This is a genomic window from Pseudophaeobacter flagellatus (assembly GCF_021228235.1).
Lineage (GTDB): Bacteria > Pseudomonadota > Alphaproteobacteria > Rhodobacterales > Rhodobacteraceae > Pseudophaeobacter > Pseudophaeobacter flagellatus.
Window position 1 is genome coordinate 479,375 of record NZ_JAJQRG010000003.1, and the last position, 14,583, is coordinate 493,957.

General features: G+C 58.5%; 14 protein-coding genes. 5 read left to right on the forward strand and 9 right to left on the reverse strand.

Features of this window, described 5'->3' with window-relative positions:
* Position 1: 1 nt before the first annotated feature.
* The 8 genes from LRK71_RS08735 to LRK71_RS08770 all read right to left on the reverse strand — a co-directional run bounded on the left by LRK71_RS08735 (position 2) and on the right by LRK71_RS08770 (position 6,618).
* Positions 2-460 carry a nitrate reductase cytochrome c-type subunit gene (locus tag LRK71_RS08735; RefSeq protein WP_232402680.1) on the reverse strand — a complete coding sequence of 153 codons (459 nt, stop codon included), beginning with the start codon at positions 458-460 and terminating at the stop codon, positions 2-4.
* Positions 460-2,967, reverse strand: coding sequence for a periplasmic nitrate reductase subunit alpha (napA, locus tag LRK71_RS08740; RefSeq protein ID WP_232402682.1), 2,508 nt, complete (start codon positions 2,965-2,967; stop codon positions 460-462). The genes LRK71_RS08735 and napA overlap by 1 nt, the downstream gene beginning before the upstream one ends.
* Positions 2,952-3,242 (reverse strand): chaperone NapD, encoded by a 291-nt coding sequence (locus LRK71_RS08745; RefSeq protein ID WP_232402684.1) that lies wholly within the window; start codon positions 3,240-3,242, stop codon positions 2,952-2,954. Before LRK71_RS08745 ends, napA begins: the two co-directional genes overlap by 16 nt.
* A complete protein-coding gene (locus LRK71_RS08750; protein ID WP_232402686.1) occupies positions 3,235-3,738 on the reverse strand; it encodes a 4Fe-4S dicluster domain-containing protein in 504 nt (167 codons plus the stop codon). The genes LRK71_RS08745 and LRK71_RS08750 overlap by 8 nt, the downstream gene beginning before the upstream one ends.
* 4 nt (positions 3,739-3,742) lie before the next feature.
* A complete protein-coding gene (napE, locus tag LRK71_RS20460) occupies positions 3,743-3,934 on the reverse strand; it encodes a periplasmic nitrate reductase, NapE protein (RefSeq protein WP_269751670.1) in 192 nt (63 codons plus the stop codon).
* A gap of 360 nt (positions 3,935-4,294) precedes the next feature.
* Positions 4,295-5,359, reverse strand: coding sequence for a methyltetrahydrofolate cobalamin methyltransferase (locus LRK71_RS08760; protein ID WP_232402687.1), 1,065 nt, complete (start codon positions 5,357-5,359; stop codon positions 4,295-4,297).
* Positions 5,360-5,362: 3 nt separating this feature from the next.
* Positions 5,363-6,295: a methylenetetrahydrofolate reductase gene (locus LRK71_RS08765; RefSeq protein ID WP_232402689.1), complete on the reverse strand. Its 933-nt coding sequence runs from the start codon at positions 6,293-6,295 to the stop codon at positions 5,363-5,365.
* 26 nt (positions 6,296-6,321) lie between these two features.
* Complete coding sequence (locus tag LRK71_RS08770) at positions 6,322-6,618, reverse strand: virulence factor (protein WP_232402690.1); 297 nt, start codon at positions 6,616-6,618, stop codon at positions 6,322-6,324.
* 333 nt (positions 6,619-6,951) lie between these two features.
* On the opposite strand from LRK71_RS08770, the gene LRK71_RS08775 reads away from it, so the two are divergent.
* A complete protein-coding gene (locus tag LRK71_RS08775; protein ID WP_232402692.1) occupies positions 6,952-8,064 on the forward strand; it encodes a Ppx/GppA phosphatase family protein in 1,113 nt (370 codons plus the stop codon).
* Positions 8,065-8,146: 82 nt separating this feature from the next.
* Positions 8,147-8,863 (forward strand): RlmE family RNA methyltransferase, encoded by a 717-nt coding sequence (locus tag LRK71_RS08780; protein ID WP_232402694.1) that lies wholly within the window; start codon positions 8,147-8,149, stop codon positions 8,861-8,863.
* A gap of 438 nt (positions 8,864-9,301) precedes the next feature.
* Here LRK71_RS08780 and LRK71_RS08785 read toward each other — a convergent pair whose 3' ends face one another.
* Positions 9,302-10,192 carry a YihY/virulence factor BrkB family protein gene (locus LRK71_RS08785; protein WP_232402696.1) on the reverse strand — a complete coding sequence of 297 codons (891 nt, stop codon included), beginning with the start codon at positions 10,190-10,192 and terminating at the stop codon, positions 9,302-9,304.
* A 137-nt stretch (positions 10,193-10,329) separates the two neighbouring features.
* On the opposite strand from LRK71_RS08785, the gene LRK71_RS08790 reads away from it, so the two are divergent.
* From LRK71_RS08790 to LRK71_RS08800, 3 genes are read left to right on the forward strand one after another with little or no spacing between them, the layout of a single operon-like run.
* Positions 10,330-10,986, forward strand: coding sequence for an ABC transporter ATP-binding protein (locus LRK71_RS08790; protein WP_232402698.1), 657 nt, complete (start codon positions 10,330-10,332; stop codon positions 10,984-10,986).
* Positions 10,983-13,463: an FtsX-like permease family protein gene (locus tag LRK71_RS08795; protein ID WP_232402699.1), complete on the forward strand. Its 2,481-nt coding sequence runs from the start codon at positions 10,983-10,985 to the stop codon at positions 13,461-13,463. The genes LRK71_RS08790 and LRK71_RS08795 overlap by 4 nt, the downstream gene beginning before the upstream one ends.
* Entirely contained in the window at positions 13,453-14,514 is a 1,062-nt protein-coding gene (locus tag LRK71_RS08800) for a lipocalin-like domain-containing protein (RefSeq protein ID WP_232402700.1), read from the forward strand. Before LRK71_RS08795 ends, LRK71_RS08800 begins: the two co-directional genes overlap by 11 nt.
* The last annotated feature ends 69 nt before the right edge of the window (positions 14,515-14,583 follow it).

A 14,583-nucleotide genomic window follows, 5' to 3' on the forward strand; every position in this document is an offset into this window, starting at 1 on the left:
TTCAGTCCCCCCCTGCGGCCGCAGCGCCGATGTCCGACATGTCGATGAAAGTATTGCCAATCAGCGCGGCGGTATCAGCCTGCGGAACGTGGCATTGGGTACAGAAATAGCGGCGCGGCGAGACATCCGCCAGCATCTGGGCTTCCCGCGTCATATAATGGGTGATCGAAATCATCGGTGCGCCCGAACCGAGCGAGTGCTCGCGTTTGTGGCAGGACATGCAGCGGTTGGCATTGACCGAGAGTTGATAGCCCTCGATCGAATGCGGAATGATCGGCGGCTGTTCTGGGTAGGCGCGCATCTGTCGCACATCATCGGTGACATAGCGCTCCAGTGGTGCGGCGGGTACCGGCTCCATCGGGTTCGGCGTTGGCCCAGTGAGTTCGGGGACATTCTGCGCGACGACAAAGCTGGCAATCATGCAGGCTGCGAAGGTGGCGGCAAAGCGGAGCTGTTTCATCACACCGCCTCCACGCGCACAGCGCATTTCTTAAAATCAGTCTGTTTCGAAATCGGGTCCGTTGCGTCCAGTGTCACCTTGTTGATGAGCTGGCTTGCATCGAACCACGGCACAAAGATCACGCCCGGCGGCATTCGGTTCCTGCCCCGTGTTTCAACCCGCGAGCGGATTTCGCCCCGGCGGGAAATCACCCGGACCTCCATCCCCTGGTTGAGCCCCCTTTCGCGCGCATCAATGGCGTTCATGAAGACCTTGGCACCAGGGAAAGCCTTGTAGAGTTCCGGCACCCGCATGGTCATGGACCCAGAGTGCCAGTGCTCCAACACCCGCCCCGTGACCAGCCACATGTTGAAATCATCATCGGGGCTTTCGGCCGGCGGTTCATAGGGGACCGAGAGGATAACCGCCCGGCCATCAGGTTTGCCGTAGAATTCCACATCGCTGCCCGCAGTTACATAGGGATCATATCCTTCGCGGAACCGCCATTTGGTTTCCTTGCCATCGACCACCGGCCAGCGAAGGCCACGCACCTCGTCGCTCTGGTAGGTATCATACGGCGCAAGATCATGGCCGTGACCACGCCCAAAGGCGGCATATTCCTCGAACAGGCCTTTCTGGATGTAAAATCCGAAATCGCGGGCTTCGTGGTTGTTGTAATCCTCGCGCAGTTCTTCCAGAGGATAGGCGTTGACCTGACCATTGGCATAACAGACGTCAAACAGCGTCTTGCCCTTGTATTCAGGATGCGCATCCAGGATTTCTGCCGGCCAGATCTCGTCGGTGGTGAAACGTTTTGAGAACTCGACCATCTGCCACAGATCAGAGCGCGACTCGCCCGGCGCGTCGACCAGCTGATGCCAGGCATGGGTCCGGCGTTCGGCATTGCCGTAGACGCCTTCTTTTTCGACCCACATGGCGGCAGGCAAGATGATATCGGCGGCCATGGCTGTCACCGTCGGATAAGCATCGGTGACCACGATCATATTGTCGGGATTGCGATAGCCCTGATAAGTTTCGTTCTGGGAATTGGGTGCCGCTTGCAGGTTGTTGTTGCACTGCACCCAGTAGAAATTCAGCACACCGTCCTTGAGCTTGCGATCCTGCAGCACCGCGTGGAACCCGGGCTTTGTGTTCAGCAACCCATGCGGCAGTTTCCACAGTTCCTCGGCGTGTTCCACATGCTTGGGATTGGTCACCACCATATCGGCGGGCAATCGGTGCGCAAAGGTGCCGACCTCGCGCGCTGTGCCACAGGCCGAAGGCTGGCCGGTCAGCGAAAACGGCGAATTGCCCGGCTCAGAGATTTTTCCGGTCAGCAGATGGATATTGTAGACCATCTGATTGGCCCAGACGCCACGAACATGTTGGTTGAAGCCCATGGTCCAGAGTGACATGACCTTGGTATCCGGATCGGCATAAAGCTCGGCCAGTTCTTCAAGAAAGCCGGGCTCGACACCCGACAGCTCGCTGACATAGTCGAGCGTATAGGTCGAGACATGTTCCTTGAAGGCCTCAAAATCGCTGTCTTCCATCAGGCCGGGATTGTCCGCCCCGGTGGCGGCGACTTGCAGTTCGTGTTCCGGGCGCAGCCCATAGCCAATGTCGGTGGCCCCCTTCTTGAAGGTGGTATGCTTGCCGACGAAATCCTCGTTCACCCGACCAGTCTGGATGATGTAGTTGGCGATGTAGTTCAGGATTGCCAGGTCGGTGCCCGGTTTGAACACCATCGGAATGTCCGCCAGATCCATCGAGCGATGCGTGAAGGTCGACAACACCGCGCATTTCACGCCCGGGGTGCCCAGACGGCGATCGGCCAGCCGGGTCCACAGGATCGGGTGCATCTCCGCCATATTGGAGCCCCAGAGCACAAAGGCATCTGCGTGTTCGAAATCATCATAGCAGCCCATCGGCTCATCAATGCCGAAGGTGCGCATGAAGGCCACCGCCGCCGAGGCCATGCAATGGCGCGCGTTGGGGTCGAGGTTGTTGGACCGAAAGCCTGCCCGCATCAGTTTGGTCGCGGCATAGCCTTCAAGCACCGTCCATTGACCGGACCCAAACATACCGATGCTTTCCGGGCCCTTTTCCTTCAGGACTGTCTTGACCCGATCGGCCATGACGTCAAAGGCCTCGTCCCAGCTGACCGGTTCAAATTCGCCCTCTTTATCGAAGACGCCGTTTGTTTTGCGCATCAGCGGCGTGGTCAGCCGGTCTTCGCCATACATGATCTTGGAGAGGAAATAGCCCTTCACGCAGTTCAGGCCGCGATTGACCTCATGCTGCATGTCGCCATGGGTGGCGACGACCTTGCCCTCCTTGACGCCAACCATGACACCACAACCGGTGCCGCAGAACCGGCAGGGCGCCTTTGACCACTTGATCTTCAGGGCCTCAACGCCGCCGGGGACGGGCTGCGCCAGCGCCTCCTGCGGGATACCGGCGGCAGATGCGGCCAGTGCGGCGGCCTGGGCTTTCAAAAGCTGGCGTCGGGTCACGTCGAGTGGCATGTGGGATCCTCCATATGGGCGGGCATATCGTCGGGGTCTTCGGCATGTTCAAAAACCATATTTGCCACCAGAACACCGGGCATCAGGTTGATCTTGGTCAGTCGGTCGCCCAGCTGGCCTGTACTGAACCCCTCAATGGTGATGATCAGACGCGTGGCATCCTCGCCATGCACCTCGACCCCGTCGAGAGCCTCTATTAGGGCACGTACCGTTTCTTTTGCATCTGGCGTGACACTCACCACTGCGGATGACACGTGCCAGCGATTCCTAGGCATAATTCAGGTCCTTCCTTACCGCGTCGATTGCACCAGCGGGGCAAACAGATGAGCAGGCCGCGCAGCCTGTACAGGCCGCAGCATCCAGCAGCGGCAGGAAAGGGGCGCCGACCCTCGGTTTTATTGAAATCGCCTCTTCGGGGCAGGCATCGCGGCAGGTCATGCAGGATATTCCTGCCTCCACAAAACAGCGCGCCGAGATTTCCATCACATGGCCCATCTCATGCGCCATGGGGGCATCATCGGCAAAGACAGTCTCGGGGCAGGATTCGGCGCATCTACCGCAAAAGGTGCATTCGCCCGCCTCGGGGTTGAGCATCACGCCATCTGGGGCAAGCCGCAGGATGGTTTCGGGGCAGCTATCAACGCAGGCCCCACATCGCGTACACCCCTTCAGTGTCAGTTCGGAAACGCCCGGTGGTCGCGCCAAAAAGGGTCGCGCCTGGGTGCTGCCTTTCAGCAGGTCGCGCCGGGATATACGCCCCTTTGCGGACATCCGGTCAGTATCCTGGCGGGCCAGGTGGCCCCGCAATCAACTGGAACATCCATACGAGAAACCCGTATCCCCCGACGACTCCGACGGCCACAAGAGGCCAGACGCCGAACGCCAAAAACAAGAAATGTGTTAACTCTTTGCGTCGTCCCGCCCCGCCTGATTGCGGGTTGGGATCAGTGGCTTGTCCATCAAACAATGCTGCCTCCCCCGCCCCTAAAAGAGCGGTAACTCAATCACAATCTAGTACAGATTGAGCCTAGAACACTGCATGGACAACATCAAGCGTACCGATTGCCGAGGCCGTGTTTTTTCATCTCTTAGGATAAAAACAGGGCGGAAAAACCGTCAAAATTTCAGTGCAAGTATTTGTTTTAAATTAATTTTTAATAACCCCCGGTGCGGCGTCAGGTGCCATTGCCGCGCAATTCTCTGAGACTTCTCCCTCTGCGTTGCGCAGTTTGCCTACCGCTTGTTACGCATGAAAAAGGCCGGGTTGCCCCGGCCCTTTTTTGACATGTCTTAGGTCTGGCGATGGGGCATGCCACCGCCGCCAGGCTTAGCCACGGCGCCGACGTCCGCCGCCGCTGCGGCCGCCACGACCGCGACCTTCTTCTCCGGCCTTTGCCGGGACTTTGTTGAACTTGATCCACTCGCCGCCATGCGGGTCATTGTTGGTCAGGAAGTTGGCGGCGCGGATGGCTTCCATTTCCTTGCCGGCGCGCGGCTGCATCGAGCCCAGGCCAAACATGGTCACGAAGGTTTCATCATCCATGTCCTCGGGCAAAATGATCCCGGACGCGGCCACTTCTTCCTTTTTGGCGGCCAGCGCTTTTTGCGTCACTGGCAGGCCAACGGGGTTCATGATCGCCGAAGTCATCCCGGCCCCCATTGCCATGGGCAAGAACGCATTGTTGATGCCGTGGCGGTTTGGCAGGCCAAACGAGATATTGGACGCGCCGCAGGTGGTGTTAACGCCAAGCTCTTCACGCAGGCGACGGACCAGGGCAAAAACCTGCAACCCGGCAGTGCCCATTGCGCCAACCGGCATCACCAGCGGGTCGACGACAATGTCATGGGCTGGAATGCCAAAATCGGCAGCGCGCTGTACGATCTTTTTTGCCACTTCAAAACGCACGTTCGGATCTTCGGAAATGCCGGTGTCATCATTGGAGATCGCCACAACGGGCACATTGTATTTCTTGACCAGCGGCAGGATCTCTTCCAGCCGCTCTTCCTCGCCGGTGACCGAATTCAGCAAGGGCCGCCCTTCGCAGATTTCCAGCCCGGCCTCTAGCGCGCCGGGAACCGAGGAATCGATACAGAGTGGCACATCGACGAGTCCCTGAACCAGCTCAACGATCTTTCGCATCAGCGGCGGTTCTGTCTCGTTGGGGTTGGGGTTGGAGTTGTAGACCACCCCGGCATTGATATCGAGCACAGTAGCGCCAGCCAACACCTGCGCGACCGCATCTTTTTCAACGGTGGAAAAATCGCCGGCTTCCAGCTCGGCGGCCAGTTTCTTGCGCCCTGTTGGGTTGATCCGCTCTCCGATAACGCAGAATGGCTCATCAAATCCCATGACAGCGGTTTTTGTTTTTGATTCAATAACTGTACGGGTCATTGTTTATCCTTGAGAGTTAGCAGGCTGCGCCGCGGCGCCACCATTGTTGATCGCCCAATTGGCATTGGTCTTGATGCCGCCCAGCGGGAAGAAGTGAACATGCGAGATGTTAAAGTCGGGATTGGCCGCCTTATGGGCTGCCAATTCGGTCAGCACATCCGTGGGCTCATAGGGCAGCAGGAGTTTCGACACATCCATCGCCCGCTTTTGGAGCACTTTCAGCGAGGGACCAACACCGCAGGCAATGGCAAATTTGATCAAGGTCTGCAGTTTGGCCGGCCCGGCGATGCCAATATGGATTGGAATATCAATGCCGGCCTCTTTCAGACCGTCTGCCCAGGCGATGATCGGCTTGGCCTCAAAGGCGAACTGGGTGGCCAGTGCCATCTTGGCCTCGGTGCGTTCAGAAAATTTCTGCTTCCACTGAAGCGCTTCGTCGATGTTCTTGGTCGAACCATCGGGGTCGATATCACGGTTGCCTTCGGGGTGGCCTGCCACATGAAGGTTTTCAAAGCCAGCCTTGTCGAACAGCCCGGTTTCCAGCAATTGCATCGAAGAATGGAAATCACCATAGGGTTGGGCGACACCGCCGGCCAGCAAGAGCGCCTGTTTCACATCGGCTTCGCCCTGATAACGTGCAATCCAGTCCGCGAGTGTCGCCTCATCTTTGATGATGCGGGCGGGGAAATGCGGCATCACCGGATAGCCTTCGGCATTCAGGCGCTTGGCGGTTTCGACCATTTCCTCGATCGGGGTGCCCTCGATGTGGGCGATGTAGACGCGGGTGCCTGCGGGCAGCAGGTCAGCAAAGCTGTCCACCTTGGCGGCCGTGCGCGGCATCACCTCGATCGAATAGCCCTGCAGCAGGGCCTCGACCTGTGGGTTTACGGGTTGCAGCGACTTTGCGTCACGCTTTTTGAAATTCAACAAAGCCATCACGGCCTCCCATAGTGGTGTCAGGCTCACGCCCATCCGTCGTTTGCGATCAGGGTTTTCAAGCGCTCCTGATCGTATTCCGCTTCCAGACGTTTGGCCTCGGCTTCGGCAACCTCTGCTGCCTCACCTTCTACCACATAGGGGGCCGCTTTGCGCCACTCTGCCAGATAGGCATCGCTGTCTTTGGCGTTGACCTTCATTGCGGCCCGGTCGATCGCCTGTTCAAAGCGTTCTTCCAATTGCCGTTTTGAGCCGCGGCGCCCTTTGCCTGCGATGACCTGCGCGGGGATATCGCGCCAATATACGATCGTAATATCCACCATGGCCTGTCCTCCTAAGACGTCTTCACTTGCCTGCTTTTAGTGCGTCCCGCGACAGCGCGTACGCCGGATTTCGACATCACTGGGAGTTGGAGCGACGTTTTCACCTGTGTCGTGAATACAAAACCGGCACCATTCTGGCCACAGTTGAGCATGCCCAAAATTTTCATCAAGCTTATGAGTTCGTTGCAAGGCTGCGCCGTCTCCACATGGGCTGTTTGGCGCAAACACAGCTGTGGCGCCTAATTCTCCGGCGCTCTGGACACCGGATCCCCTTGCGCCGCTGGGCTGCGCTCCATAGTCTAGGGGCAACACGATAATCGGAGGGCGTGAATCATGACGCCCAGGCGTTCTAAAGGTGCGGGCGCGTTTCCCAAGGTGGTTGAAACCCCTGTACCAGCCCGTCCGGATTCTGATGCGCTTTACGCGGCTCTGGATCTTGGCACCAATAGTTGCCGCATGCTGATTGCCCAACCCAAGGGCAGCGGGTTTCATGTGGTGGACAGTTTCTCTAAGTCGGTGCAGTTGGGCACCGGGCTTGAACGCACCGGGCGCTTGTCGCGGTCGTCCATGGCGCGCACCATTCAGGCGCTGCGGATCTGTCAGCAGAAGCTAAAGCGCAACCGCGTCAAACGTATGCGACTGGTCACGACAGAGGCCTGCCGCCGTGCCAAGAATTCGCGCGAATTCATCCGCCAGGTCAAACGAGAAACCGGCCTGCCACTGGAAATCATCCAGCCGGAGGAAGAAGCGCGCCTGGCGGTGATTTCCTGCGCGCCGCTGGTCTCGACCAAGACGGAACAGCTCTTAGTGGTTGATATCGGCGGCGGCTCGACAGAGCTGGTCTGGATTGACCTCTCCTCGGTGCCGGGCCGCGACCGTCCGGCGGCGATCATGCGGCTGCATGCCGGGTTTCACACAGCTGCAAGCCCCTTCCCCACCGCCAAGGTGGTGGATTGGATCTCGGTGCCGCTGGGGGTAGCAACCCTGCGCGACCAATTCAACGATGTCGAAGATGATTCTGCCCGTTTTGCGCTGATGAGCTGGTTCTTTGAAGAGCATCTGGCCAATTTCGCCCCCTATAAGGACGTGCAGGCGCGGGCCGGCTTTCAGATTGTTGGCACCTCGGGTACTGTAACCACTGTTGCTGCCTCTCATCTTGGGTTAAAGCGCTACGATCGTACCAAGGTAGACGGGTTGCGGATGACCAGCGATCAGATCGACAAGGTGATCCGTGGCTATCTTGAACTGGGCCCCAATGGGCGTCGTCGCGATCCCCGCATTGGCGAGGATCGCCAGGCGTTGATCATGTCGGGGTCGGCCATCTTGCAGGCCTTGCTGCGCTGCTGGCCGACAGATCGGCTCTCGGTGGCGGATCGCGGTCTGCGCGAGGGGCTGCTTTATGCGCAGATGAGCGCAGATGGCGTACTGGAAGACGGGCCTTTTTGAGACGGCGGGCCTATGTATAGGTGCGCAAATTGTAATTCACGCCCTGCCCCTGCGGGAGGCGGCGGCGAACACGGTGAAGATGATGGCAAAAACGCCCACTGGTAAAAACACCTCCGGCCGCGGCCAGCGTGACCTGAAGGTCAAGGTCAAATCCGCCCGCGGACGTCGGCTTAGCTCTACTCGCTGGCTGCAGCGCCAGCTGAATGATCCCTATGTCAAACGCGCCCAGGCCGAAGGGTATCGCGGACGTGCGGCTTATAAAATCATGGAAGTGGACGATAAATATCGCTTCCTTGTGCCCGGTGCGCGGGTTGTCGATCTGGGCTGCGCCCCTGGTGGCTGGGCCCAGGTTGCGGTCAAGCGGATCAATGTGATGGGCGAAAAACGTGGCAAGTCCCAGGGGCGCATCATCGGCGTTGACCTGCAAGAAATGGAGCCCCTGGCGGGGGCTGAATTCTACCAGCTCGATTTCATGGATGAAGGTGCGGATGACAAGGTCAAAGAATGGCTTGGTGGCTCTGCTGATGTGGTAATGTCCGATATGGCGGCCTCCAGCTCGGGTCATAAACAGACCGATCACCTGAAGATCATTGCCCTGTGCGAAGCAGCTGCCTATTTTGCCTTTGATGTTCTGGAAGAAGGCGGCACATTTGTCGCCAAGGTTCTTGCTGGCGGCGCCGAAGGGGAATTGCAAAAGCTGTTGAAGAACAAGTTCACCAAGGTGGCCAATGTCAAACCTCCGTCGTCGCGGTCTGACAGTTCCGAAAAATTTGTCGTGGCCATGGGGTATAAGGGCTAGTCTCAGCCCCTGCCATCATAGCATGTTGCGCAAAAGCGGCTGCCAATTTGCGCAACTCAAACAGGCCGCATAACGTGGGCAGCGCCAGTCTTGAGAATCCAATGAACGCGACAAGTCTAGGCGGATCGCTTCTGCCCCAAGAGAGATTGCGTTGCTCGCTTTTGCAGTATCAATACCTCTGTGCCCACGCCTTCGCTTTGCAGCGATACCCGGGCCGTGCGTTGCATTTGTTCGGCGAGGCCAGATTTACGCAAGACCTGCTTGGCAAGCATCAGAAGACGCCGGTTCTTGTGTGATAGGTTTGCTTTGCCGATCTGCGTCACACTGTGAAATGCCATTATCCTCGCCCTCTTCATCTTCTTCCCCCAGCTTTGGGGTTATGATCGAATAGAAAGCCGACATGGCCGAAATGTGGCAAAGCTGCCCCATTGTTTCCAATCAGGAAACATGTGGTGTTTTTGCCACCTGTACCGCGTCGGTTTTGCGCAGGTCAATCAGGGCGCTGTTATACTCTGCCCCAAGGATCAAAATCGCCGCATTCACATAGAGAAAAATCATTGCCGCCATCGCCCCGGCCAGCCCGGCATAGGTTGCCGAATACTGCGCGATCGCGCTGATGTAGAAGGCAAATCCAATCCCGGCGGCCCACCACAACGCCACAGTCAAAAGCGTACCTGGCAGGATATCCGTCAGCCGGTGGATCTGCCCCGGCAAGACCAGATGGCATAGAAAGACTGCCACAAAGGGCACCACGGCCGCCACCAGCCCATTGATGCCAAGCGGGATATTGAAAGACAGATCCACATTGGGAAAAAAGTCAGCCAGATAGTGCAGATACAACGGCAAGATAACCTCGAATATGGCAGCGAACAGGATGCCTGTTCCGCCCAGGATGACAAAGCCAAAACAGATCAGCCGCGATTGCCAATAGGGGCGTGTATCGCGCTCATGGTAGGCCCTCACCATGGCGACCCGCACCGCATTGACGCCATTTGCCGCAAAATAGAGCGCCAGTACACCGCCGATAGTGATCAGCCCGGTGTTTGAGCTCTCAAGGACTGCATAAAGCTCGGTCAGGATCGGCGCCGAGACCGCCTCTGGCCAGCCGCCAAAGACCAGATCGACCAGATCATCCAGATCGATATTGCGCGAAAAAATATTTGCCACCGCACCAGCCAGGGCGACGGTGAACAGCACAAACGGAAACAGCGCCAACATCATTGACATGGCGATATGGCTGCTCATGACCCAGCCTGCCTTGCGGTTGAACCGCTTCAGGGAAAGCCAGAGGGCACGGGCCCAGATCGGAGAGAAAGCGCTGTTTTTCATAGGCATAAACTTCCACAGCTGCGCCGGAATGACCAGCCCCATGCTGATCTTGGGGCCAGACCGAAGGCGCACCGCATCTGGACAGTTGGGCCGCCAGGGTATTGACTGCCGACATCGCCCAAACGGAGCAGAATGTCATGGTCCTGTCAATTTCCAACGTCAGCAAGACAATCCCCAATTCTGGCCTGGGGCGGCCAATTCTGGATCAGGTCTCCTTGCAGCTCGCGGCGGGGCAGTCGCTTGCGCTGACCGGTGAAAGCGGGTCCGGAAAATCAACTCTGCTGCATCTTGTCGGGGCTTTGGATAGCTTTGACAGCGGTGAAATCTATCTGGATGGCACAGCGCTGAGCGGCCTGCAGGAAGCCGCACGCGCCGCGCTGCGCCGATCAAAGGTTTCTATTGTTTTTCAGCAATTTAATATCATTCCTTCACTTGATGTCGCCGCCAATATTGCGCTGCACGCAAAGCTGGCAAGCCGACATGATGCCAGCTTGCAGGCGCATCTGGCAGAGCGCCTTGGCCTATCCGCGCTGTTGTCGCGTTACCCAGAGCAGCTCTCGGGGGGGCAGCAGCAACGGGTTGCCATCGCCCGCGCGCTGGCGCTGCGGCCCAAACTTCTGCTCGCGGATGAACCCACCGGCAACCTGGATGAGGACAGCAGTGATGCGGTTCTGGCGCTGATGCTTGAACTGGTACAGGAAAGCGATAGCGCGCTGTTCCTTGTGACCCATTCCCCCAGAATTGCCGCCAAGCTGGATCGCCGACTGCATCTGAGCGGTGGCAAATTGCGATGATACGTGCTGCTCTTCATACGCTGCTGTCTTATTGGCCGCGCCACCGTTTTCAGCTGTTTGCACTGATCGCAGGCCTGGCCCTGGCCACCGCCCTGTGGTCTGCCGTTCAGGCCATCAACGGCCAAGCCAGACAGAGCTATGCCCAGGCGCAGGTTTTTTTGCAGCAACTGGACGGGACCAGCTTGGTTTCGCCGGGCGGCAGTTTGCATCTGTCAGACTATGTCACCCTGAAACGCCAAGGCTGGAAACTGACTCCCGTACTGGAAGGCCATTATAGAAATGCCGGCCAAAGCATTGATCTTATAGGAATAGATATCTTGACCTCGCCACAGGCTGCGCGGCTGTTTCCAGCAGAAAGCCGAGGTGGAGATCCTGATTTTCTACGCGCCATGTTGCGCGAACCCGGTGGGATAGTTCTGCATCCAGAAACCGAAAAATTGCTCCCAGCTGTGTTGAAAGAGATGCAGATATTCCGCTCAGAGGCGGTTCCGCTTGGGCTCGCCGTTGCAGATATTTCCGTGGTGAGCAGGCTATTGAAGCGCCCTGATGATTTGAGCCGTTTGATCCTGCTGGGTGACACTCCGCCAGATGTGATGCCCTCGGATAGCCAGCCTGCGGGCAGTGGCGCAGATATGCGGCCACCGGATACCAGGGCGCTTGCCTCGCTGCCCGCGCATATCAAACTGGCCCCCGGTGGCACGGCCCGTATGAACCCTGGTACCCTAACAGAGAGCTTTCACTTAAATCTCACTGCCTTTGGATTTTTATCCTTTATTGTTGGGCTATTTATCGTGCAAGGCACCATTGGCCTCGCGATGGAGCAACGCCGTGGCCTGCTGCGCACACTGCGTAGCCTTGGGCTCCCCTTTGCGCAGATGATCCTGATCTTGGTGATAGAGACTACTCTGATTGCCGTAGCTTCCGCATTTATTGGTTTGATATTGGGTTGTTTTCTCGCCGCGTCGCTATTGCCTGGCGTGACGGCAACCCTCTCGGGGCTTTATGGTGCCGAGGTCAGCGGTGCGCTTTCCCTGCAGCCTGCCTGGATCCTATCGGGGCTGGCCATGACCCTGGCGGGGGCCAGTCTTGCCAGCGCCCATGCCTTTTATACCCTGTGGAAGCTGCCGATCCTGCAGGCACCCTCTACCCAGGCGCGCGGCCAACGGCTGCTGCAAAGCTATACCGCATGGGCGGTGGCGGGCATCGCGCTAAGCCTGGGCGGGGTGCTGGCCTTGACGCTGGTCGAGGGGTTGATCGGTGGGTTCATGTTTCTGGGCGGGGTAATGCTGGGCGCGGCGCTGCTGCTGCCCTATGTTCTATGGTCAGTACTGGGAATTGCGCAGGCCTGGGCGCGGGCACCGCTTATGCAATGGCTTTGGGCAGATGCACGGGCGCAACTGCCGGGCCTGTCGCTTGCGCTGATGGCTCTTATGCTGGCGCTGGCAACGAATATTGGCGTTGGAACAATGGTTTCCAGCTTTCGGCTCACCTTTGTGGATTGGCTGGATCAGCGGCTTGCGGCGGATCTATATGTGACCACCCTAGATGATGCCCAGGGCACAGAGGTCCAGGCCTGGCTGCGCCAGCAGGGGCTGACGGTGCTGCCGATCCGCAGCAAGAAGGTGCAGCACAGCACCGGCCAGATACAGATCTACGGACTGCGCGATGACAAAATCTACCGGGACCATTGGCCAGTGATTTCCGCCGGGCCTGATATCTGGGATCTGTTGGCACAGGGCCGTGGCGTCTTGGTCAGCGAACAACTGGCGCGGCGGGCCGGTCTGCAGATTGGCGCGCATATTGATCTGCCCACTGGCTGGCCGAGTGAGATCCTAGGCATCTATGCCGACTATGGTAACCCACATGGCCAGGCGATGGTGTCACTGCCGCAATTGCTGAAAAACGCCCCCGATGTGGACAACCTGCGGTTTGCACTGCGCCTCGATCCTGGGCAGCTTAAACAGGTGATCAACATACTGCAGGAACGGTTTGAAATTCCACGGGAAAACATCACTCAGAGTGACGTGGCAAAGGCGCGATCCATGGCGGTGTTTGACCAAACCTTTTTGATTACCGATGCGCTGAAGCTGCTGACCTTGGCAGTGGCCAGCTTTGCCATTTTCACCAGCCTGGCAACACTTTGGAATCAGCGGCTGCCACAGCTTGCCCCGGTCTGGGCCATGGGGGTGCGCCGTCGCAGCTTGGCACAGATCGATATCCTGCGTAGCCTGCTGATGGCCGGGCTAACGGCTGTTTTGGCCCTGCCGCTGGGGCTGCTGCTCTCTTGGGCGCTGCTTGTCGTGATTAATACTGCGGCCTTCGGCTGGCGTCTGCCTGTCTATCTGTTTCCGATGGACTGGTTGGCCCTGGTGGTGCTGGCCCTGCTCGCGGCGGGTCTTGCCGCCCTGCTGCCGGCCTGGCGCCTGTTCCGCATCAGTCCCAATGAATTGCTAAAGGTCTTCTCAAGTGAACGCTAAACCCCTGATTATCTGGCTGGTTCTTTGCTTTGCCGGGCCCGCGGTCAACGCCCAGGGCTTTGCCGGACTTGGCACCACCGCAGCAGAGGGCTTTGCCCAGCCCAGCCCGGATCTGCCGTTGGTCTTTCCGCGCGATCACGGGGCGCATCCCGATTTCCGCATTGAATGGTGGTATTTGACCGCGAATCTTACAGATGCAGAGGGGCGCAGATATGGGGTCCAATGGACCCTGTTTCGCAGCGCCCTGGCCCCCGGAGAGGCAGAGGGCTGGCAAAGTCCGCAAATCTGGATGGGCCACGCCGCCGTGACCAGCGCCCGGCAGCATTTCACCGCAGAACGCCTGGCACGTGGCGGGATTGGCCAGGCGGGTGTCTCTATCGCCCCCAGCTTTCAAGCCTGGATCGACGATTGGGATATGGCAGGCGATGCTGGCATCGGCCAGTTGGATATCACTGCTGCTGGCACAGAGTTTTCATATGCGCTGCGCGCCCGCACCCAAGAGCCACTGATTTTGCACGGTGCGGCGGGCTATTCGGTGAAATCCACCGAAGGGCAGGCCAGCTATTACTATGCCCAGCCCAATTACCAAGTCGCAGGCACGCTCACCCTGCCCTCTGGCCTGGTTGAGGTCACCGGTATGGGCTGGCTTGATCGTGAATGGTCCAGCCAGCCGTTGTCGCAGGATCAAAACGGCTGGGATTGGTTTTCGCTACGCTTTGACAGTGGCGAAAAGCTGATGGGGTTTGTGCTGAGACGGGCAGATGGCGGCGCGGATTTCCGCTCTGGCACCTGGATTACAGCCAATGGAACTGCGCAGCCGTTGCCCCCCGGCGCCTTTCAGGCAGAGCCGCTGACCCAGAGCACAGTCGCAGGGCGGCAACTGCCGACGCGCTGGCAAGTCACCCTGCCCCAGCGGGATGTTTCCGTGACAGTAGAGGCGCTTAACCCGCAAAGCTGGATGGATCTTTCCTTTCCCTATTGGGAAGGCCCGGTAGAGGTGAGCGGCAGCCATAGCGGCAGCGGCTATCTGGAAATGACCGGCTATGAATAGAAAGGGGGCGCCCTTGCGGCGCCCCCTTTATGGTTTGGTGATGTATTCCGCAGCCTAGAGTTTGATTGC